General features: G+C 74.1%; 17 protein-coding genes and 1 pseudogene. 11 read left to right on the top strand and 7 right to left on the bottom strand.

Annotation, left to right across the window (positions count from 1 at the left end; translation table 11 throughout):
* Positions 1 to 86: 86 nt before the first annotated feature.
* Positions 87 to 1,124: a dihydroxyacetone kinase subunit DhaK gene (locus ACIPLC_RS19215; RefSeq protein ID WP_400474184.1), complete on the top strand. Its 1,038-nt coding sequence runs from the start codon at positions 87 to 89 to the stop codon at positions 1,122 to 1,124.
* A pseudogene (gene dhaL, locus ACIPLC_RS19220) lies at positions 1,121 to 1,777 on the top strand (dihydroxyacetone kinase subunit DhaL); the annotation flags it as partial. The gene ACIPLC_RS19215 and the pseudogene dhaL, both read left to right, overlap by 4 nt.
* Before the next feature lie 213 nt (positions 1,778 to 1,990).
* On the opposite strand, the gene ACIPLC_RS19225 reads toward dhaL, so the two are convergent.
* The gene (locus tag ACIPLC_RS19225) at positions 1,991 to 2,683 is read right to left on the bottom strand and encodes an HAD family hydrolase (RefSeq protein ID WP_400474185.1); all 693 of its coding nucleotides are present in this window, start codon (positions 2,681 to 2,683) and stop codon (positions 1,991 to 1,993) included.
* A 249-nt stretch (positions 2,684 to 2,932) separates the two neighbouring features.
* Positions 2,933 to 3,892 (bottom strand): ScbA/BarX family gamma-butyrolactone biosynthesis protein, encoded by a 960-nt coding sequence (locus ACIPLC_RS19230; protein WP_400474186.1) that lies wholly within the window; start codon positions 3,890 to 3,892, stop codon positions 2,933 to 2,935.
* A 114-nt stretch (positions 3,893 to 4,006) separates the two neighbouring features.
* On the opposite strand from ACIPLC_RS19230, the gene ACIPLC_RS19235 reads away from it, so the two are divergent.
* Both ACIPLC_RS19235 and ACIPLC_RS19240 read left to right on the top strand, forming a co-directional pair.
* Positions 4,007 to 4,666, top strand: a complete 660-nt coding sequence (locus tag ACIPLC_RS19235) for a ScbR family autoregulator-binding transcription factor (protein ID WP_400474187.1) — start codon at positions 4,007 to 4,009, stop codon at positions 4,664 to 4,666.
* Positions 4,667 to 4,779: 113 nt separating this feature from the next.
* Entirely contained in the window at positions 4,780 to 5,517 is a 738-nt protein-coding gene (locus ACIPLC_RS19240; protein WP_400474188.1) for an MgtC/SapB family protein, read from the top strand.
* 25 nt (positions 5,518 to 5,542) lie between these two features.
* Here ACIPLC_RS19240 and ACIPLC_RS19245 read toward each other — a convergent pair whose 3' ends face one another.
* The 5 genes from ACIPLC_RS19245 to gcvPA are packed head-to-tail and all read right to left on the bottom strand — an operon-like array spanning position 5,543 to position 11,151.
* Positions 5,543 to 6,196: a GntR family transcriptional regulator gene (locus tag ACIPLC_RS19245; RefSeq protein ID WP_400474189.1), complete on the bottom strand. Its 654-nt coding sequence runs from the start codon at positions 6,194 to 6,196 to the stop codon at positions 5,543 to 5,545.
* 49 nt (positions 6,197 to 6,245) lie between these two features.
* Entirely contained in the window at positions 6,246 to 6,992 is a 747-nt protein-coding gene (locus ACIPLC_RS19250) for an SDR family NAD(P)-dependent oxidoreductase (RefSeq protein ID WP_400474190.1), read from the bottom strand.
* Positions 6,993 to 7,025: 33 nt separating this feature from the next.
* Complete coding sequence (locus tag ACIPLC_RS19255) at positions 7,026 to 8,201, bottom strand: ATP-NAD kinase family protein (protein ID WP_400474191.1); 1,176 nt, start codon at positions 8,199 to 8,201, stop codon at positions 7,026 to 7,028.
* Positions 8,198 to 9,796: an aminomethyl-transferring glycine dehydrogenase subunit GcvPB gene (gene gcvPB, locus ACIPLC_RS19260; protein ID WP_400474192.1), complete on the bottom strand. Its 1,599-nt coding sequence runs from the start codon at positions 9,794 to 9,796 to the stop codon at positions 8,198 to 8,200. Before gcvPB ends, ACIPLC_RS19255 begins: the two co-directional genes overlap by 4 nt.
* On the bottom strand, positions 9,793 to 11,151 hold the full coding sequence (gene gcvPA, locus ACIPLC_RS19265; protein WP_400474193.1) for an aminomethyl-transferring glycine dehydrogenase subunit GcvPA: 1,359 nt from the start codon (positions 11,149 to 11,151) through the stop codon (positions 9,793 to 9,795). The genes gcvPB and gcvPA overlap by 4 nt, the downstream gene beginning before the upstream one ends.
* A 96-nt stretch (positions 11,152 to 11,247) precedes the next feature.
* Between gcvPA and ACIPLC_RS19270 the strand changes: the two genes are divergently transcribed.
* The 7 genes from ACIPLC_RS19270 to ACIPLC_RS19300 all read left to right on the top strand — a co-directional run bounded on the left by ACIPLC_RS19270 (position 11,248) and on the right by ACIPLC_RS19300 (position 21,297).
* Complete coding sequence (locus ACIPLC_RS19270) at positions 11,248 to 12,654, top strand: ABC transporter substrate-binding protein (protein ID WP_400474194.1); 1,407 nt, start codon at positions 11,248 to 11,250, stop codon at positions 12,652 to 12,654.
* Positions 12,655 to 12,665: 11 nt separating this feature from the next.
* A complete protein-coding gene (locus tag ACIPLC_RS19275) occupies positions 12,666 to 13,598 on the top strand; it encodes a carbohydrate ABC transporter permease (protein WP_400474195.1) in 933 nt (310 codons plus the stop codon).
* Positions 13,595 to 14,485, top strand: a complete 891-nt coding sequence (locus tag ACIPLC_RS19280) for a carbohydrate ABC transporter permease (protein ID WP_400474196.1) — start codon at positions 13,595 to 13,597, stop codon at positions 14,483 to 14,485. Before ACIPLC_RS19275 ends, ACIPLC_RS19280 begins: the two co-directional genes overlap by 4 nt.
* 20 nt (positions 14,486 to 14,505) lie before the next feature.
* Positions 14,506 to 16,620, top strand: a complete 2,115-nt coding sequence (locus tag ACIPLC_RS19285) for a beta-galactosidase (RefSeq protein WP_400474197.1) — start codon at positions 14,506 to 14,508, stop codon at positions 16,618 to 16,620.
* Complete coding sequence (locus ACIPLC_RS19290; RefSeq protein ID WP_400474198.1) at positions 16,617 to 18,833, top strand: MGH1-like glycoside hydrolase domain-containing protein; 2,217 nt, start codon at positions 16,617 to 16,619, stop codon at positions 18,831 to 18,833. The genes ACIPLC_RS19285 and ACIPLC_RS19290 overlap by 4 nt, the downstream gene beginning before the upstream one ends.
* Before the next feature lie 42 nt (positions 18,834 to 18,875).
* Positions 18,876 to 19,598, top strand: coding sequence for a ribonuclease H (locus tag ACIPLC_RS19295; RefSeq protein WP_400474199.1), 723 nt, complete (start codon positions 18,876 to 18,878; stop codon positions 19,596 to 19,598).
* Positions 19,599 to 19,746: 148 nt separating this feature from the next.
* Positions 19,747 to 21,297 carry an alpha/beta fold hydrolase gene (locus ACIPLC_RS19300; RefSeq protein ID WP_400474200.1) on the top strand — a complete coding sequence of 517 codons (1,551 nt, stop codon included), beginning with the start codon at positions 19,747 to 19,749 and terminating at the stop codon, positions 21,295 to 21,297.
* Positions 21,298 to 21,342: the final 45 nt, after the last annotated feature.

A 21,342-nucleotide genomic window follows, 5' to 3' on the forward strand; every position in this document is an offset into this window, starting at 1 on the left:
TGCCGCGCGCGGGCGCCTGCCCAAGCATGGGTGAACGTGATCGGCGATCGCGCGCAGCGCGGCCGCCCTACCGAGCGGAGCCGGACGTGGCCCCTTACCTCGAAACCGATCAGGACGCCCTGGTGGCGAGCGCACTCGCCGGATTCGCCCGGGCCCACCCATCGCTCGTCGTCCACGACCCCGACCTCGGATTCGTCCGTGCCCGTGACCGGGCCCCCGGGCGCCGGGTCGGACTGCTCTCCGGCGGAGGCTCCGGGCACGAGCCGATGCACGTCGGATTCGTCGGCCGGGGCATGCTGGACGCCGCCTGCCCGGGCCGGATCTTCGCCTCGCCGCACAACCGGCAGATCTTCGAGGCCTCGCGCGCGGTCGCCGGCGAGGGCGGCGTCCTGCACATCGTGAAGAACTACACCGGCGACCGGATCAACTTCGGCATCGCGGCTGAACGGCTGCACCGCCAGGGCATACCGTGCGCCAGGGTCCTGGTGGACGACGACCTCGCCTCCGAGTCCGAGTCCGTCGCCGTCGGGCGGCGCGGGACGGCGGCCACCGTCCTGGTGCAGAAGATCCTCGGAGCGGCCGCCGACCGCGGCCTCGGCCTGGCGGAACTCGCGGTGCTGGGAGCAGAGTTGGCAGGGCGCTGCCGCAGCATCGCGGTGGCCGGCGCCGCGCACACCTCGCCCGCCACCGGCCGGCCGGCCTTCGAGGTGTCGGACCGGATGGTCGAGTTCGGGGTCGGCATCCACGGCGAACGGGCCGAACTCTCCCTGGAACGCGAACCGCTGGCCGTGCTGGTGGGCCGGATGGCGCTGCGCCTGCTGGAGTCGCTGCGCCCGGCCCGCGCCCCCCTCGTCGCGCTGGTCAACGGGCTGGGCGCGACCACCGGCCTGGAACTGTACGCGGTCCTGTACGAACTGGCCGCCGTCCTGGACGCGGGCGGGCGACGCCTGGTGCGCAGCCTGGTCGGCGACTACGCCACCGCCCTCGACATGCGGGGGTTCTCGATCACCCTGTTCGCCGCCGACGAGCAGACGCTCGCGCTGCTCGACGCCCCCGCGTACACGGCGGCCTGGCCGGCCGCGGAATCGGCGCCGGCCCCCGGTCACCAGGAGGTCAGGAGATGACGGACACGAAGGCCTTCGACGGCCTCTTCACGGCAGGCTGGATGCGGCGGTTCGCCGAGACCGTCGCGGCCACCGAGGAGGAGCTCACCCGCCTGGACCAGGCCGCCGGGGACGGCGACTTCGGTGTCAACCTGCTCACCGGCGTCCGGTGCGCCCTGGCCGCGCTGGACCGGCTGCCGCCGGGGCGCCAGGCCGCGGCCGTACCGCTGGGCGCGGCGGCGGGCGCGTTCCTGGACGAGGTCGGCGGGACGAGCGGGCCGCTGTTCGGCCTGGTGCTCCAGGAACTGGCGGTGGCCGTCGGCGCCGGCCCGCTGACCGGCCCGTCCCTCGCCCGGGGGGCGACGGCGGCGCTGGAGGCCGTCCAGCGGGTGGGGGAGGCGCGACCGGGTGACAAGACGCTCGTCGACGCCCTGTACCCGGCCGCACTGGCGCTGCGCGGTTGCGCTCCCGGGGCCCGCCCGGACGACTGCCTCGCGGCGGCCGCCGCCGCGGCGGCGGTGGGCGTCCGCCGGACCAGGGCCCTGCGGGCCCGCCGCGGCCGGGCCAGCTACCTCGGCGAACGGGCCTCGGGAGTGCCCGACCCGGGCGCCGTGGGCATCGCGCTGCTGTTCGCCTCGGCGCACGCGGTGCCGCGGACGCTGGACGCCGTACTGCTCGACGGCGGCGCGTCCGCAGGCACCGCGTCCGCAGGCACCGCGCCCACCGGCACGACGTCCACCGGCACGACGTCCACCGGCGCCGCGGTCGGCGGCGCCGATCCGCTGTGCGGCCCCGAGCCGGCCCCCGCCGGCCCGTGACCGCCCGGCCCCGGCTGAGTGGCGCCCAGCTGGCGGGTGCGCAGCCGGGTGCTGTTCAGCCGGAGCAGCTCAGCTGGTGAGGGCGAGAGCGCTCCGGCGCCGGACCCAGTCGAGCAGCCCCGGCTCGCTCAGGGTGGCGACCCACAGGTCGACCGCCTCCCGCGCCTCGGCCGACGGGTGCGGCCCGACACCGATCACCCGCAGCCCCGCCAGGACGGCCGAGCGGATGCCGCAGAAGGTGTCCTCCACGGCGAGGCAGTCGGTGGGCTCGGCGCCGCAGAGCCGGGCGGCGGTCAGGTAGACGTCCGGCGCGGGCTTGGGCCCGATCCCCTCGGCCGGGACCACGATGTGCTCGAAGTGTTCGAGCAGTCCGGCGCCGCCGAGTCCGGTCTCGATCACGTCGCGCGGGCAGTTGCTGGCGACCGCCAGCGGGACGAACCCGCTGAGCCGGCCGACCAGTTCGGCCGCGCCCGGCATCGGGACGGGGTCGGCGTCGACGAGCGCCCGGAAGCTGGCCAGCAGCCGGTCGGTCAGCTCCGGCGCCAGCGAGGGGTCACCGGCGGTCTCGGCCATCAGCAGGCCGCAGTCCGAGTAGTGCAACCCGGCCGCGCGCGCCGTGAACTCCGCTCCGGCCGTGATTCCGTAGCCCCGCAGCACCTCCGCACGGGCCTGGTGCCAGTGCGACTCGGTGTCCATGAGCGTGCCGTCGCAGTCGAAGACGACGGCTGCAGGGGTCCAGTCGTTGATTCTCTCCACGGTCATGCCTACGCCCTTCAGGTGGGATTGGCTTGTGGGATTCGCCGGAGTGCGCGTCGGGACGAGGGGGGACCGGCCACGACCCGGGTCGTGGCCGCCGGCCGACCTGTCCGGGGCCGGAATCTGGAGTGCGGCAGAACGACGTGCCTCGGCGTCCGGATCGGAGAAAACGACCCGGAACATAACGATCGCAACGTTACGATTGATATGTTTCGCGGTCAAACTTGGTGGCCATGGATTTGCCGGGTTTTTACTTCAATAGCCGAGCGACCCCACGGCGGTGATATGGCCGTTCTGACGAATATGAAAAACGCACAAATGCTCGTACTCGGTGACGTCGACTTCCGGGAGGGGGGCGAACTCGGTGAACCGCACGGCCTTCATCCGGTAGTCGACGGGGTGTGACAGCCGCCCCGCGCTCCGCAGCGCCGCGGCCTGCCGGGCCGCCTCCAGCAGCACCATGCCGGGCATGTGGTCGGACGGGTGGTCGAAGAAGAACGGGTGCGCCGGGTCGGCCGGGCAGATCAGGAGCGCGTCGTCCGCGCGGGTCACGTCGCCGGCCCGCGAGACGCCGCCCGCGCGCGTCACCAGCACGTCGGAGGGCAGCGCGACCCCGACCTCCGCCGGTGACGGGGGGTCGGGGGGCGGGCCGGAGTCGGTGGGACGCCCGGCGAGGCCGGAGCCGCGCAGGGCCGGGTAGGCGGGCCGGTCGACGAAGCGCGTCCCGCCCTCGATCCGGGCGAACACCGCCCCCTTGGCGGAGCAGTCGACCCGGAGCCGCAGGCCGGTGGGCCGGTGGTTCTCGGCCGAGGTCCGCAGGTCGTGCACCTGGGCCCGGCAGAGGACCGCCGCCGGGCCGTCGCCGCGCGGCTCGGCGGCGGGATCGACCCGGCAGGACACGTCGGTGATCAGCAGGTGCGTGTCGGCCGGCACGCCGTAGTGGCGCAGCGGCAGGTAGATGCCCAGCTGGCGCGCGGTCTCCACGGCGATCAGCGGGTCGTGCCGCTCCCCGCGTCCGCGCGGGAAGGTGGGGTGGGAGCGGGGCCACTGGGCCGCCGCCTCGAAGCGGTCGCCGCCCCGGGCCCGGACGTCGGTCAGCAGCACCTCCGCCACGGCGGCGCGGTGGACCAGCTCGCGGGGGACCGTGCGGGACCAGCTGAGCGGTCGGGCAGGATGCCGGGCCGCCGAGGAAGGGAGGAAATCCAGCATCTTCATATTTACAGAAAATATCAATCGCCCTGGTTTCGCATGTCGTCAGTTGGCGATCCGGCCCGCGGATCACTACAGTGCGTGCGAAAAGCCGGGGTGATCTTGAAAAGGCAGAGGCGCGTGCAGAATCGGGCGGAGACGACACGGAGGTCTGTCCTCGAATCAGCTGCTCGGATGTTCGACGAACGCGGGTACGCGGGCACCAGCATCAGCGACATCAGTGCGGCTTCCGGCAGGACGAGCGGGGCCATCTACTTCCACTACACCAGCAAGGAGAACCTGGCCCGCGCCGTGATCGAGGCGCACTTCGCCACCTGGCCGGAGGTCGTCGCGCGCCACACCCGCACCCCGGCGCCGGCGCTGGAGCAACTCGTCCGGCTGAGCTTCGCGGTGGCGCGGGCCTTCCGCGACGACGTCGTGGTCAGGGCCGGCGCCCGGCTCTGGTCCGAGCGCGCGGCCATCGACGCCGACCTCCCGGTGCCCTTCGTGGGATGGATCGACACCGTCCGCGCCCTGCTCGAACGGGCGGGCGGCGAGGGCGAGCTCGCCGCCCGGGTCGACCCGGCGACCACGGCCCACGGCGTGATCTGCGCCTTCTTCGGGCTGCACACCGTCTCCGACGCGATCGACGGACGGCTCACCATCGAGGAGCGCCTGGCCGACCTGTGGGAGCTGCTGCTGCCGGGGCTCCAGAAGCATCCCGACCCGGCCGCCCTGCTCGCTGCGGCCCGGCCCCGGCCCGCCGCGCGCGCCGACGGGCCGGGGAGCGGCGGGAATTGACGCGGAATCGACCCCCGGCCTGCCGGGAGGAGGCCACGCCGCCGGGCACCGGGCCCTAGCATGAATCACCACGTCCGGGGCCGGCGGTGCGGCGGAGAAGAGGCGTCAGGGCTATGGCAGCGGTTCAATGGGCGGCCGGGCCGTCCGGTCAGGGGTCGGTCCAGGTACTGGAGTTCCTGTTCGCCTTCCTGCTCTCCGGCCTGATCGGGGTCGAGCGGCAGATCCGCCAGAAGTCCGCGGGCCTGCGGACGTACACGACGGTGGGCAGCGGCGCGGCGCTGTTCACCCTGGTGAGCAAGTACGGTTTCGCCGACGTGGTGCGCGCGGGCACCGTCGAGCTGGACCCGTCGCGGATGGCCGCGCAGATCGTGTCGGGGCTGGGCTTCATCGGCGCCGGGGTGATCTTCGTGCACCGGGGCTGGGTGCAGGGCCTGACGACGGCGGCCACGATCTGGCTCACCGCGGCGGTGGGCTCCGCCGCGGCCGCGGGCCTGCCGCTGCTCGCGGCGCTGACCGTCGCGGCGTACTTCCTCGCGTCCTACGCGATCAGGCCGTTGCTCAACCGCCTGCCCGCGCTGCACCGGCCGCCGGTCTCGTACCGCATCACCTACCGTCCCGGCCGGGGGGTGCTGCGGGACGTGCTGGACCAGTGCACCCGGGCCGGGTTCGCCGTCTTCGAGCTGCGCACGCTGTCCGGCACGGACGGGGAACTCCCCGGCGAGGCCTCCGAGAAGCCCGTCGAGATCGCCCTGTCGGTGCAGGGGCAGGGCGACGCCGGTGGGCTCACCGCGCAGATCGCGGCCGTGGCCGGAGTGCTGACCTGCGTCCGCGGCCGGTCCGACGAGGAGTGACGTCCCGGCCGCGGGGGAGGGCGCGTCAGCGGACGCCGAGGGCCGGCAGGCGCTCCATGATCCGCTCCATGCCGCTGGTCCAGTTCGCCTCCAGGGCGGCGACGGCCTGCTCCACGTCGTCGTCGAGGAGGCACTGGGCGATCCGCTCGTGCTCCTCGGCGGCGCGTTCGAGGATCTCGTGGTCGCCGACGACCACCCGCTCGTAGCGGTGGAGGGTGAGCTTGAGCGAGTCGATCAGTTCGCGCAGCCGGGCGTTGGAGCAGCCGGAGAGCAACAGCGCGTGCCAGGCGTCGTCGTAGCGCTCTATGGTGCCGTGCGGGGCCTGGGGCGCGGAGAAGGCGCGGGCCTCCGCCAGCAGCCGGGGCGCGATGGCCGAGAGGTGCGCGCGGTCGGAGGTCCGCAGGGCCAGCGACTCCAGGGCGATCAGGATGGCCGTGAGGTCGAGGAACTCCTGCCGGCCGGTGGGTGCGAAGCGAAAGCCCTTGCCGCGCTCGCTGGTGATGATGCCTTCGCGCTCCAGGCTGATCAGCGCCTCGCGCAACGGGGTGCGGCTGACGCCCAGTTCCTCCGCGAGGTGGACCTCGTTGATCGACTCGCCGGGGGTGAACCGGCCGTGGCCCAGCCGCTCCAGGAGTTCGTCCTTCACCTGTTCGCGCAGCGGACGCCGCTCGATCGCCATCGGGCTTTCCCTTCTTCCTCGGTCCGTAGCGTACCGGCCGGGCGACTGGTCAGGCGGTCCCGGCGCCGTCCACGGCGATGATCGCGCCGCTGACGAACGTGGAGGCGTCACTGGCGAGGAAGGCGACGGTCTGGGCGATGTCCCGAGGCTGGCCGATGCGGCCGAGCGGTCGGTCGGCGGCGTCGGCGTAGAAGGCGTCCGGGCTCTCGCCGAGCTGGCGGGCCTCCTCGGCGAGCATACCGGTGTTGGTGTCGCCGGGGCACACGCAGTTGACGCGGATGTTGTCGGGGCCGTGGTCGATGGCCATGGCCCGGGTCATGTTGACGACGGCGCCCTTGGAGGCGCAGTAGGAGACGGCCCGGCCGCCGCCCCGGATGCCCCAGCCGGAGCCGGTGTTGATGATGCTGCCGCCGCCGTTCGCGGCCATCAGCGGCACGACCAGTCCGCTGAGCAGCATGATGGAGCGGACGTTGACGGCCATCACCTGGTCCCAGTCGTCGTCGGCGATGTCGCAGACGGTGGACCGGCGGATGATCCCCGCGTTGTTGAACAGCACGTCGACGCCGCCGTGCAGGTCGACGGCGGTGCGTACGGCCCGTTCGCAGTCGGCGCGTCGGGAGACGTCGCAGCGGACGAAGGTGCCGCCGGTCTCCTTGGCGGCCTGTTCGCCGCGGTCGGTGTCGAGGTCGGCGAGGACGACGGCCGCGCCGAGTTCGGCCAGCAGGGCGGCGGTGGCCCGGCCGATGCCGGAGGCGGCGCCGGTGACGATGGCGCGCTTGCCGTGGAGGTCGATCACTGGGGGGCTCCTCTACAGGGGGATCTCAGGCGGTCAGGTGGTGAGGTGGTAGACGGCGCTGGAGTGGCGGCCGGTGATCACCCGGACGTGCCCGGACAGGGCGTCGTCCAGCTCCGGATCGCCGGTGTCCAGCAGCAGCGGGCGGCCCGCGAGGGCGGCGAGCTTCGCCTCGGTGGCGAGGACGAGCAGCCGCTCGCGGCCGGTGGCGCGCAGCAGTTCGGGGGTGAACTGCTGGTTTCCGCGACCGAGCAGGAAGCCCTGGCCACCGATCGGCGAGAGCGCGATCCACGGGGCGGCGGGCAGGGCCAGCAGTTGGTCGGCCCGGGCGTCGCGGATCACGACGCGGGCGGTGCCGCCGGGTCGGAGGCGGAGCACGTCGACGCCGCTCAGGCAGGCGTCCGCCGCGCCGAGCGCCGTGGCGACGGCGTGCGTGGTGCCGCCGGGGCCGAGGGCGAGCAGCCCGCCGGGGCCGACGCGTTCGGCGACCTCGGCGGCGATGCCGCCCAGCGCCTCGGGGTCGGTGGCGGAGCCGCCGGTCTTGCGCTGCTGGACCCGGGCGGGCAGGACCGGGACGGTCAGCCACCCGTGCAGGCGGGCGGACACCCGGCCCGCCCGCAGCGCCGCCTCGTCGCGGTCCACGACCTCGGCGGACGCCAGCCGGACGCCGCCGCCCGCCCAGGCGGCGGCCACTTCGGCGGCGGCCCGGGGGTGGACGGCGAAGACGGCGGAGTGCATCTTGACCCCGGCCGGGATGCCGAGGACGGGCGGGCCGGGCTCCGGACCGAGCGGGTCGAGTGCGTGGAGCGCGTGGAGCGCGTCGAGGACGTCGCGGGCGGTGCCGTCGCCGCCGCAGAACAGCAGCAGGCCGGCGCCGGCCGCGACGAGGGCGCGGACGGCCGCGCGGGTGTCCGCCGCCGTGGTGTCCGGGCCGGCGGGCCGGTGGACCACCGTCGCGTCGAGGCCGGCCGCCCGCGCGGCGTCCGCACCCATCGGACCGGCCGCCGTGAGCAGGGTCGATCGCGGTGCCAGCGCGCCGAGATGACGGAGCATCAGTTCGGCGCGGGCGGTCGCGACCGGCCGGGCGCCGAGGGTGCGGGCCCGCTGCTGGACCTCGGCGCCGTCGCTGCCCTTGAGGCCGACCCGGCCGCCGAGTCCGGCGACCGGGTTGACCACCAGCCCGATCCTGGGGCCGGTCGTCCCGTCCGTCACGGCCGCTCGCCGAGGACCTTGCGGCGGTAGGCGCGCCAGCTGACGGCCCAGACCGCCGGGTCGTCCAGCGGTTCGTGCCGGATGCGGTGGACGGTGGAGTTGTGCGGGGCCGTGCGGACGGTCTCCGGGTCCTCGTAGGCCTCGCGGGCGACCTCGGCGAGGATCGCGGCGTACTCGTCCAGGTCGGCGCGCGCGTAGGACTCGGTCGGCTCCAGCGTCATCGGCTCGGGGACGACGTACGGGTGGTGGCTGGTCCAGTAGTGGGTGCCGAAGTCGGCGGCGCGGTACCCGAGGTCCTCGCTGTGCAGGCCGGTGTCCTCGTTGAGCTGCTGCCAGCTGTAGCGGACCTGCTCGACGCGCGGGCGCCCCTTGGCGTAGGGGACGGAGACGCCCCGGATCCGCTGGACCTGGTGCATCAGGTAGTTGTTGTTGAGCACGGCGGTCTCGGCGGTCTCGCGCAGCCCCGCGGCGCCCATCGACATGATCCAGGCGTAGGCGCGGACCAGGTTCGGGACGACGCCCAGGTAGGGGCGGATCTTGCCGATGGACTCCGGCCGGTCGTGGTCCAGGACGTACCGCTCGCCGTCGAACTCGACGGTGGGGCTCGGCAGGTGGGGCGCGAGCTCGGCGGTGACGCCGCAGGCGCCGGCGGCGGGGCCGCCGCAGGCGTGCGGGGTGGAGAAGGTCTTGTGCAGGTTGAAGTGGCACAGGTCGAAGCCGGCCTCGCGGGCCCGGGTGATGCCGAGGACGCCGTTGGCGTTGGCCTGGTCGTAGGCGCACAGGCCGCCGGCCGCGTGCACGATGCGGACGAACTCGGCGATCCGGGGGTTGTAGATCCCGGTGTCCTCGGGGTTGGTGATGAGCAGCGCGGCGGTGCGCGGGCCGACGGCGGCGCGCAGCGCCTCGATGTCGGGGTAGCCGTCCGCGTCCGGGTGCAGGGTGATGACCTTGAAGCCGGCGGTCTTGGCGCAGGCGGCGTTGGAGGGGTGCGAGAAGGCGGTGGTGATGACCTCGTCGCGCTGCTCCGCCTCGCCGCGGGCGGCGAAGTGGGCGCGGATGACGGAGACGTTGGTCCAGATCGCGGCGGAGCCGGCGCCGGGTTGCAGCGAGACCCGGTCCATGCCGGAGACCTCCTTGAGCAACTGCTCAAGCCGGTGGACGAGTTCGAGCACCCCTTGGACGGTCGAGGGGTCCTGGGCCGGGTGCAGGGCGGCGATGCGCGGGTCGCGGACGAAGGCGTCGTTGACCTTGGGGCTGTACTTCATGGTGCAGGTGCCCTGGCCGACGTCGACGTTGAGGTCGGCGCCGAGGTTCTCCTGGGAGAGCCGCAGGTAGTGGCGGAGCACCTGCTGCTGGCCGAGTTCGGGCAGCGCGGCCGGGGTGGTGCGGCGCAGCGCGGCGGGCAGTCGGTCGGCGGGGCTGCCGACGGCGGCGGTGACGCCGGGTCCGGGGGTCGGCGGCAGGACGCCGCGCTCGCCGGGCGCGCCCAGTTCGAAGATCAGCTTCTCGTCCCAGCGGGCCTGGTGGAAGCGGCGCAGAGCGGGCTTGGGGGCGATCCGCGGGTCGGTCCCGCCGCTGTTCTGACGATCCGTCACTTGACGATCTCCTCAAGGGCGGTGGCGAGGCGGTCGATGTCGGCCTGGGTGTGGAGCTCGGTCACGCAGTAGCGGCCCTCGTGCTCCCCGGCCGGGGTGCCGGCGTGCAGGCCGCGGGCGAGCAGCGCGGCGGCGACCTCGGCGGCGGTGTGCCCGCCGGTGTAGCGGAGGGTGAAGTCGGCGAAGTGGACGGCCTCGGGGTCGGCGAGTTCCACGCCGGGGGCCTGGGCGAGGCGCCGACGGGCGTAGGCGGTGTTGGCGAGGATGGTCTCGCCGATCTCGCGCATGCCGTGCGGCCCCATCAGCGAGAGGTAGACCCCGGCGGCGATGCCGTGCAGGGCGGCGGCGGTGCCGACCCACTCCTTGCCCTCCTCGCGCAGGGCGAAGGAGGTGCGCTCGTAGGCGACGTCGCCGAAGCCGTACTCGCCCGGGACGTCGGTGGGGGTGAGGCCGAAGAGGCGGCTGGGGTACTCGGCCACCAGGCGCTCGTCGTCGGCGCTGGCGATGAAGCCCGCGTTGCCGCCGCCGAAGCTGGGGTGGATGCCGAGCGGCTGGAGGTCGCCGCAGGTGAGGTCGGCGCCGAAGGAGGCGGGCGGGGCGAGCACGCCGAGGCTCAGCGGGTTGGCGCCGACGACGGCCAGTGCACCCGCCTGGTGGGCGAGTTCGACGTACTGCGGCAGTTCGGGGTCGACCCGGCCGCAGTGGTCGGTCAGCTCGGCGAAGACGGCGGCGGCGTCGCCGGCGGCGAGGGCGGCGCGGACGGCCCCGGGCTCGGCCGCGACGAGCGCGAGGTCGTGGACGCCGTGCACGTAGTCGCGGATCCGGGAGAGCTTGTCCGGGTCGAGGTCGCCGACCAGGAGGAGCCGGCGCCGCCCGGTCGCCCGGCCGGCCATCCGCAGCGCGGTCGCGGCGGCCTGGAAACCGTCGTAGGTGGGCACGTTGACGACGTCGACGGCCAGCAGTTCGGCCATCAGCGACTGGTACTCCCACAGGGCCTGGAACCGGCCGTGGTCCTCGTACGGCTCACCGGCGTAGGCGGTGAGGAACTCGCTGCGGTTGACGACCTCGTCGACCACGGCGGGCACGTGGTGGCGGTAGCAGCCGGCGCCGAGGAAGCTGCGGCCGGGCGGGACGGCGGCGTTGCGGGCGAGCAACTCCTCCATGTGAGCGACCAGTTGCGCCTCGGAGCCGAGCGGCTCGGGCAGCCGCAGCGGGCGGTCCAGGCGGAGCTCGGCGGGGATATCGGCGTAGAACTCCTCGACGCTGTGCGCGCCGATCGCCGCCAGCATGGCTTTCTTCACGTCGGGGGCGGAGTTGGGGATGTACGGGTGGGTCCGGGGGGCGCGTGCGGTCATCCTGGCACCTTCCGCGATTTCGGTCACAGGCCTTGACGGCACTGTGTGTGCTGAGTTCTGTATACAGCATTCGGCATTCACTCTTCAGGAGGCAAGATGTCGGGAGGAAAGAACTCAACGGGCACCCGGCACAGACGCCTTGATGGTCGGACCGGCATCCGGGCCGGAGCCGGGCCGGGGCCCTCACGCCGCCGCGTCCTCGGCGCCGGGCTCGCGGGCGGCGCGCTGCTGCTGACCGGGGCGACGGGCTGCGCCACCGGCGGCGCCGGCGGCCCGGACGCCAAACGGCTGGACGCGAGACCGAGCGGCGAGCTCGCCGGGAAGATCACCATCTGGTCCTGGGACGTGGCCGCCAAGGCCATGCAACGGCTCGGCAAGGCCTTCGAGCAGGCCCACCCCGGCACCACCGTCGACATCGTCGACATCGGCTACGACAACGCCTACGACAAGATCACCGTCGGGCTCGGCGCCGGCAGCGGACTGCCGGACGTGCTGACCGTCGAAGGCCACCGACTCCCCACCTACATCGGCAACTTCCCCCACGCGCTGGTGGACCTGACCAGCCGGGCTGCCGGCCTCGCCGCGCACTTCGCACCGGCGGTCTGGCGCACCGTCACCAACGCCACCGGCCGCGTCTTCGCACTGCCCTGGGACAGCGGCCCGTGCGCCCTCTTCTACCGCCGCGACCACTTCCAGCAGGCCGGCCTCGACCCCGCCGCCCTCACCACCTGGGACGACTACCTCGCCGCCGGAACCACCCTCAAGGACCGCACCGGCAAGAAGCTGCTCGTCCTGGACACCAAACAGGACAGCATGTTCTCCCTGCTGCTCCAACAACAGGGCCAGCGCTGGTTCGTCGACGGCAAGGTCGCCGTCGCCTCACCCGCCGCCGAACGGGCGCTCACCCTGATGAAGCAGCTGGTCGACCGGGGCCTGGTCGACTTCGAGAACGGCTGGGACGGCCTGGTCTCCGGCACCCACGACGGCAAGGCCGCCACCACCCCCACCGCCGCCTGGTGGGACGGCACCCTCGGCGGCGACATGGCCGACCTGAACGGCAAGTTCGGCGTCGTCCCGCTGCCCGCGTTCGACCCCGGCGGCTGCCGCACCTCCAACAGCGGCGGCTCCACCCTCTGCGTCACCGCCCAGAGCAAGAACCCCGAACTGGCCTGGGCGTTCCTCGCCTTCCTGCTCGCGGACAAGACCAACCAGGCCTCGATGATGGAACACGAAGGACTCTTCCCCGCCTACCTCCCGGCCCTGGACGACCCGTACTTCCAGCAGCCGGACCCGTACTACGCGAACCAGCCCGCCATGCGGCTCTTCGCCGACCTCGCCCGCGCCATCCCCACCGTCGAGCTCACCGCCGACGACGCCAAGGCCGGCGACATCGTCAACACCGCCGTCAACCAGGTGCTGCACAACGGAGCCGACCCCGGCGCCGTGCTGCGCTCCGCCGCCCGCCAGATTGCCACCGCGACCAGTCGCCAGCCGGCCCCGTAGGGACACGCGCCATGACCAGTCTCCAGGCCCCCGCCCCCACGGTGGCCACCCTGCCCGCGCGTACCGCGCCCACCCGGCGACGACGGCTGCCACGCTCCGCGGCCTGGCTCTTCGCCGGGCCCACGGCCGTGCTCTTCGTCCTCTTCTTCGCCTATCCGCTCGGCGCCAGCCTCTACCAGAGCTTCACCGCCCGCCGGGACGGCGCCACCGTCTGGGTCGGCCTGGACCAGTACCGGCGGATGCTGGACGATCCGGCCTTCCTGCACTCCCTGGTCAACACCGGGATGATCCTGGCCGTCCAGGTGCCCGTGATGATCGGGCTGGCGCTGGTGCTGGCCGTCCTGCTGAACCAGTCCTGGCTGCGCTTCCGGGCCGGCTGGCGGGCCGTCTTCTTCCTGCCCGCCGTCACCACGCTGGTCGCCTACGCCGTCGTCTTCCAGGTGCTGCTGCGCACCGACGGCGGCCTGGCCAACCAGCTCCTGCACGCGCTGGGCGCCGGCCCCGTCGACTGGCTCAACTCGCCCAGCTGGGCCAGGATCTCCCTGATCGGCTCGGTCACCTGGCGCTGGACCGGCTACAACGCCGTCATCCTGCTCGCCGGCCTGCACGCCATCGGCCGGGACCAGTACGAGGCCGCCGCCCTCGACGGCGCGGGCACGCTGCGCACCTACACCAGCGTGATCCTGCCGCAGTTGCGGCCGGTGGTGCTGTTCTGCGTCATCACCTCCACCATCGGCACGCTCCAACTCTTCGACGAGAACTACGTGCTGACGCGCGGCGGCCCCGGCGACGCGACCCTCACCCCGGTGGTCTACCTGTACAAGGTCGGCTTCCAGCAGCTCGACTTCGGCTACGCGGCCGCGATCGCCTGGGTCGTCGTGCTGGTCATCGCCGCCGTCTCCCTCCTCCAGTTCCGGCTCTACGGAAGGGAACGCCGCCGATGAGCGCCACCTCCGCCCGCCCCCGGCCCGCCCGTCCGTCGGCCGTCCGCCCGCTGCCCGCCCGGCCCCTGCCCGCCCGGTTGGGCCGCGGCGCCGCTCTCCTCGTGCTCGCCCTCGGCGCCGTCGTCAGCCTGGTGCCGTTCGCCTGGATGCTGATCGCCAGCACCCACAGCAGCTCCGAACTCTTCCACTCCCCGCCGCCGTTCCTGCCCGGCGGGGAGCTGCTGCGCAACCTGGCGCACCTCCAGCAGAGCATCGGCTTCGGCCGGGTGCTGCTCAACAGCCTCGGCGTCGCCGTCGTCTACACCGCGCTGAGCTCCCTGCTGTCGGCCATGTGCGGCTACGGGCTGGCCAAGTACCGGTTCCGGGGCCGCGGGCTGCTGCTCGGGCTGGTGCTGGCGACCATGATGATCCCGCTCCAGGTGCTGCTCGTCCCGCTGTTCCAGATGATGGCCAGCGTGGGCTGGATCGACAGCTACCAGGCGGTGATCCTGCCCTTCCTGGCCAACTCCTTCGGCATCCTGCTGATGCGCCAGGGCTTCCTGGACTTCCCCGACGAACTCCTGGAGTCGGCGCGCATCGACGGCGCCGGCGAGCTGCGCACCTTCTACCGGGTGGTCCTGCCGTGCGTGCGGCCGCAGTTGGGCGCGCTCGTGATCTTCACCTTCATGGGCCAGTGGAACAGCTTCATCTGGCCGCTGCTGATGCTCAACACCGAGGACAAGTACACCGTGCCGGTGGCGCTCAACACGCTGACCGGGCTGACCCACGTCGACTACTCCGGCCTGATGCTCGGCTCCCTGCTGGCCACCCTCCCGCTGGTGCTGCTCTTCCTGGTCTTCCAGCGGCAGTTCGTGGCCGGCCTGCTCGGCGGAGCGCTGAAAGGATGAGCCCCCGCATGACCCCCCGCATGACCCCCCGTGTGTCCTCTGCCGCGTCCACCCGCGCGACCACACTCACCCGTGTCCCCGGCCTCCTCTACGGCGGGGACTGGAACCCCGAGCAGTGGTCCGAGGAGGTGTGGGCCGAGGACGTGAAGCTGATGGCCGAGGCCGGCGTCAACCTCGTCACCGTCGGGGTCTTCTCCTGGGCCCGGCTCCAACCCGACGCCGAGAGCTGGGACTTCGGCTGGCTGGACCGCCTGCTCGACCTCGTCCACGGCTACGGCATCGCCGTCGACCTGGCCACCGCCACCGCCTCCCCGCCCGCCTGGCTGGTCCGGGCCCACCCCGAGCTGCTGCCCGTCACCGCCGACGGCGTCCGGCTGGAGTTCGGCTCGCGCCAGCACTACTGCCCGTCCTCCGCCGTCTACCGGGCCGCCGCCGCCCGGCTCACCCGGGCACTCGCCGAGCGCTACCACGACCACCCGGCGCTGGCGCTGTGGCACATCCACAACGAGTACGGCGACCACGTCCAGGAGTGCTTCTGCCCGGCGTCCGCCGCCGACTTCCGGCGCTGGCTGCGCGAGCGGCACGGCGACGTCGACGAACTCAACCGGTCCTGGGGGACGGCCTTCTGGTCGCAGCGCTACGGGTCGTTCGACGAGATCGAGCCGCCGCGCGCCGCGCCTGGGCCGGTCAACCCGACCCAACTGCTGGACTGGCGCCGGTTCTGCTCCGACGCGCTGCTGGCCCTCCACCGCACCGAGAAGGCCGTCCTCGACGAGGTCTCACCGGGCGTGCCGGTCACCACCAACTTCATGTCGATGCTCAAGTCGCTGGACTACTGGGAGTGGAGCCGCCACGAGGACCTCGTCTCCGACGACGCCTACCCCGACCCGGCCGACCCCCGCGCGCACGTCAACGCGGCCATGAACTACGACCTGATGCGCTCCCTCAAGGGCGGCAAACCGTGGCTGCTGATGGAACAGGCCCCCTCCGCCGTCAGCTGGCGGCCCGTCAACCTGCCCAAACGGCCCGGCCTGTACCGGCTCTGGTCGCTCCAGGCACTGGCCCGCGGCGCGGACGGCGTACTGCACTTCCAGTGGCGCGCCTCGGTCGCCGGGGCCGAGAAGTTCCACAGCGCGATGCTCCCGCACCGCGGCACCACCTCGCGCGGCTGGCGGGAGACCGTCCGGTTCGGGGCCGAGCTGCGCCGGCTCGGGGAGATCGCGGGCAGCCGGATGCGCGGGCGGGCGGCCGTCCTGCTCGACTGGGACAGCTGGTGGGCGCTGGAGCTGGACGACCACCCCTCCGCGCGGATGCGCTGGCTCGACCTGCTCCGGCCCTGGTACGCGGCCCTCCACGACCGCGGCGTGACCGTCGACTTCGTCCCGCCCACCGGCGACCTCGACGGCTACCGGCTGCTGCTCGCCCCCAACCTGTACCTACTCGACACCGCCACCGCCGACCGGCTCACCGCCTTCGTCCAGGCGGGCGGCCACCTGGTCTGCGGCCCGTTCAGCGGCATCAGCGACCGGCACGACCACCTCCACCCCGGCGGCCACCCCGGACCGCTGCGGCCGCTGTTCGGCCTCGTCGTGGACGAGCACTGGCCGATCCCCGACGGGGCCGCCACCATCGTCCGGCTCGATGACGGCGGGCCGGAGCTGCGGGCCGAGCACTGGAGCGAGTGGATCGACACCGAGGGCGCCGAGACCGTCGCCCGCTACGCCTCCGGCGAGCTGGCGGGCCTGCCCGCCGTCACCCGGCACCGCCACGGCACGGGCAGCGCCTGGTACCTCGGCTGCCACCTCGGCGCGGACGTCGGCCGGGTGCTCGACCTGCCGCTCGCCGAGGCCGGGGTCGGCGCCGAACTGCCCGGCCTGCCGCCCGGCGTCGAGGCCACCCGCCGCCGGGCCGCCGACGGCACCGACTACCTGTTCCTGCTCAACCACGGCCCCGCCGCGTGCCGGGTGGCACTGGAGCAGCCCGGCACCGACCTGCTCACCGGCGCCGACACCGGCCGGGGCGTCACCCTCGCACCGCTCGGCGCCGCCATCGTCCGGGTTCCCGCAGCCGGCCCCGATCCGGCCTCCCCGTCCACGTCTCCGTCTCCGTCCACGCCCGCCGAGGAGCGCACATGACGCCGCTGACCCGCCGCCGACTCCTGGCCGCCACCGCCGCCACCGGCACCGCCCTCGCCGTGGCGGGCGGCGTCGCACCGGCCGCCCACGCCGACGACCGGGAGGCCGCCCCGTCCGACCTGGCTGACCCGTCTGCCCTGTCCGACCTGTCCGACCGCTACGCCGACGTCCTCGACCTGCACGGCACCCCCGTGCAGGCCTACCCCGGCGACACCACCGGCAACAACCCGATCAACGTCTTCGCCGACCTCGGCGCCTGGCACGCCTACGCCCTGCCGCGCCCGCAGGACCCGCTCGGCGGATTCACCGGCCCGCTCCACCTCGCCCAGGAATACCCGTGGTGGCTCAGCGACGGCCTCAACCGCCTCCAACTGACCGAGCAGGGGCGGGTGCTGGACCTCGCCGCCGGCGGCGCCCCCCGGCTCACCTCGCTGCCCGGGCTGCTGCGCCAGTCCTACGACCTCGGCGGCCGACTGGCGCTCACCCTGGAACTGCGCTTCGCCGGCAACCGCACCGCCCTGGTCCGGGCGCGGCTGGCCAACGGCGGCCCGGCCGTGCGGACCCTCCAGGTCGCCTGGACCGGGACGCTGCTGCGCCCGGCCACCGGCCCCCAGCACGACGCCCCCGCCCTGGTCGCCGCCGAGCGCGGCGTCGCCGTCCGGTTCGCCCGCGTCCGGCAGACCTGGGACTACCTCACCGACGGCACCGAACGCTTCGAAGTCCGCCACGCGGCGCCCGTCCGCACCACGGTCAGCGGGGACGGCCACCGCACCGAACTGGCCGCGGCCGTCCGGCTGGCCCCGGGCGCGGCCCGCACCCTGGACTGGGCCGAGAGCTACACCTTCACCGACGCCGAGCACTCCCGCGCGGCCGCCGAGGCGGACGCCGCGCTGCGCGCCCCGGACCGGGTCGCCGCGGCCGGTGCCGCCCGCTGGGCCGGGTACGTCACCCGGGCGACCGAGGGCGTCCCGGCCGCGCGCCGCCGGACGGCCGTCAAGTGCGTGCAGACCCTGGTCACCAACTGGCGCAGCCCGGCCGGGCGGATCCGGCACGACGCGGTCACGCCGACCATCTCGTACAAGTGGTTCAGCGGGGTCTGGGCCTGGGACACCTGGAAGCAGGCCGCCGGCACCGCCGTCTTCGCCCCCGACCTGGCCGCCGACCAGATCCGGGCGATGTTCGACCACCAGATCCGGCCCGACTCCGCCGACCGCCCGCAGGACGCCGGGATGATCCCGGACTGCGTCTTCTACAACGACCCGAGCACCGGCGGCGGCAACTGGAACGAGCGCAACTCCAAACCCCCGCTCGCCTCCTGGGCGGTCTGGGAGGTCTACCGGCACGGCGGCGACCGCGCGTTCCTGCGCGAACTGCTGCCCAAGCTGACCGCCTACCAGGACTGGTGGTACCGCACCCGGGACCACGACGGCGAAGGCCTGTGCGAGTACGGCGCCACCGTCGACCCGGGCAACGCCGCCCCGGCGGACTGCCTGCTGGCGGCGGCCTGGGAGTCCGGCATGGACAACGCGCCGCGCTTCGACGCCGCCTTCGGCACCACCGTCGTCGCCAACCGCAGCGCGCAGGGCGCCCTGCTGGGCTGGTCGCTCACCCAGCGCTCCGTCGACCTGAACGCCTACCTGGCCGCCGACCACCGCGCCCTGGCCGCCATCGCCGCCGAACTGGGCGACCGAACCGCCGCCCAGCGGCTGCGCGGACGGGCCGAGGCGATCGACCGGGCCGTCCGCGACACCATGTTCGACCCGGCCACGGGCTGGTTCCACGACACCGACCTGGCCACCGGCACCCGCCTCACCGCGCGCGGGCGCGGCATCGAGGGCGCGATCCCGCTCTGGTCCGGCACCGCCTCACCCGCCCAGGCCCGCGCCGTCCGCGGGCTCCTGCTCGACCCGGCCGAGTTCGGCACCGCGCTGCCGTTCCCGACCGTCGCCCGCAGCTCGGCCTCCTTCGACCCCGCCGGGTACTGGCGGGGGCTGGCCTGGATCGACCAGACCTACTTCGCCATCGAAGGCCTGCGCCGGTACGGCTGGAACCAGGACGCCCGCCGGGCGACGGACCGGCTGCTGGCGACGGCGGCCGGGCTCGGCGGGGACGGTCCGCTGCGGGAGAACTACGACCCGCTGACGGGGGAGGGGCGGAACTCGACCAACTTCAGCTGGTCCGCCGCCCTGCTCCTGCTGCTGCTCCGCGTCTGACCGATTTGGCCCGGGCCTGCCACGTCCTGGCATGATCGGGGCATGGTCGAACGAGTCATTGCAGCGTGTGACGGAGCAGCCAAGGGCAACCCCGGTCCGGCGGCCTGGGCCTACGTGGTGGCGGACGCCGCCGGGGTGCCCCAGCGCTGGCAGGCCGGTCCGCTCGGGCACAGCACCAACAACATCGGCGAGCTGACGGCGCTGGAGCAGCTGCTGGCGTCGACGGACCCGGCCGTCCCGCTGGAGGTCCGGCTCGACAGCACGTACACCCGCGACGCGGTGACCAAGTGGCTGGTCGGCTGGAAGCGCAACGGCTGGAAGACCGCCGCCGGCAAGCCGGTCGCCAACCGCGAGCTGATCCAGCACATCGACGAGCTGCTGACCGGGCGGGACGTCACCTTCGTGTACGTCCCCGCCCACCAGGTCGGCGGCGACCCGCTGAACGCCATCGCCGACAAGGCCGCCAGCGACGCCGCCCGCCACCAGCAAGCCGCGGGCGGGACCGCCGCCGACCTCCCCGAGCCGGACCCGGCCCGGACCACCCCGGCGCGGGCCGCCCGCCCGGCCTCCTCGTCGGCGGGCTCGTCGGCCGGTTCGTTGGCCGGCTCGTCCGCGGCGAAGAAGCGCTCCTCGGGCGGTTCGCGGACCCTGGCCGCCCGCTTCGCCGGCACCTGCCCGTGCACCCGCCCCTATGCCAAGGGCGACACCATCACCAAGGTGGGCAGCAGCTGGGGACACCCGGAGTGCGCGGGCGCCCACGCCTGAGCCCCGAGGCCGTGGGGCGCGGGCCGACGCGGGCCCGCGCTCCACGCGCACTCACCCCCGGGGTGGAGCAGGGTGGAGAAGCGTCCCGGCGAATTCTCCACCCCTGCGCCGAGGCTGACGACGCCTCAGCAGTCCTAGCGTCGGACACATGACCCGACCTCCCGGCCGTACCACGGCCCGCGCCGCCGGCGGCGCGCTGCTCACCGCCGCCCTCCTACTCGCCGCGCCCCTCGCGCCGACCGCCGTCGCGGCCCCGGCGGCGCAGCTCTCCTGGGGGCCCTGCCCCGCGCCGACCCCGAACGCCAACGGCGTGCCGTTCCCCCGCGACCCGCGCCAGCAGTGCGCGACCCTGCGGGTGCCGCGGGACTACCAGGACCCGGCCGAGGGCACGATCACCCTCACCGTCTCCCGGCTGCGCACCGCCGACCCCGCCCACCGGCGCGGCACCCTGGCCGTGGTACCGGGCGGGCCGGGCGGCTCCGGGCTGGACTACCCGGGCGAGATGACGACGGTGCTGCCGCCGGACGTCCTGCGCTCGTACGACCTGATCGGCTTCGACGAGCGGGGGGTGGGCAACAGCACCCCGGTCCACTGCGACCTGTCCGCCGCCGACCGGGACGCCCAGCTCAACTACCCCTTCCCCGGCCCCGACGGCTCGATCACCGCCAACCTCGACCATGCCGCACGGGTCGCCGACAGCTGCGCGGCCGCGAGCGGCGGCTACCTGGCCGACGTCACCACGGCCAACTCCGCCCGCGACCTGGACCGGATCCGGGCCGCCCTCGGCCTGCCCCGGATCTCCTACCTGGGCACCTCGTACGGCACCTACCTCGGCCAGGTCTACGCCACCCTCTTCCCCTCCCACACCGACCGCGTGGTGCTGGACAGCACGGTGGCGCCGGGCGGCGAGCAGCAGGGGATCGGCCTGTTCAGCGAAGGCGCCGCCGAGTCCTTCCCGGCCCTGGCCGGCTTCGTCGCCGGCCAGGACGCCACCCTGCACCTCGGCGCCACCCCCGAGGCGGTGCGGGCGACCTACCTCCGGCTGGCCGGCGAGGTCGACCGCGACCCGCTGCGCCTGGCCGACGGCCGGGTGATCACCGGCAACGGCCTGCGCACCGCGACCTATGCCGCGCTGACCAATCCGCGCTACTACCCGATCGCCGCGCGGGTCTGGCAGCTGGCCGCGAACCGTGACACGGCCCCGGCCCCGGGCGGTGCAGGACCGGCGGGCGCGAACGAGGGCGCGAGGGCGAGCGCGGGCGCGGGCGGTTCGGGCGGGACCTCGCTGCCCCAGGTCATCCCCGACAACTTCGTCGCGGCCCAGTTCGCGGTGATCTGCGGCGACTCGGCCTGGCCCCGCGACCCGGCCGGCTACGCCGCCCGCACCGCCGCCGACCGGGCCCGCTACCCGCTCACCAACGGCATGAGCGGCAGCGTCTGGCCGTGCGCCTTCTGGCACTACGGCCCGAAGACGCCCCAGGTCCGGGCCAACCCGGCGGGCCCGCGCAACATCCTGATGCTGCAGAACCGGTACGACCCCGACACCCCGTGGTCCGGCGCCCGGCAGACCCAGCGCGCCTTCGGGCACCGGGCCGCGATGGTCACCGTCGACACGACCGGGCACGGCGTGGACTTCACCGACCCGCGGGTGCTCGCGCCGTTCACCGCCTTCCTGCTCGGCGGCCGGCTCCCGAGCTGAGCAGACGGCCGGTCGGCGCCCCAGCCCGGGGCGCCGACCGGCCGT

This window comes from Kitasatospora sp. NPDC086801, assembly GCF_044745805.1.
Taxonomy (GTDB): Bacteria; Actinomycetota; Actinomycetes; order Streptomycetales; family Streptomycetaceae; genus Kitasatospora.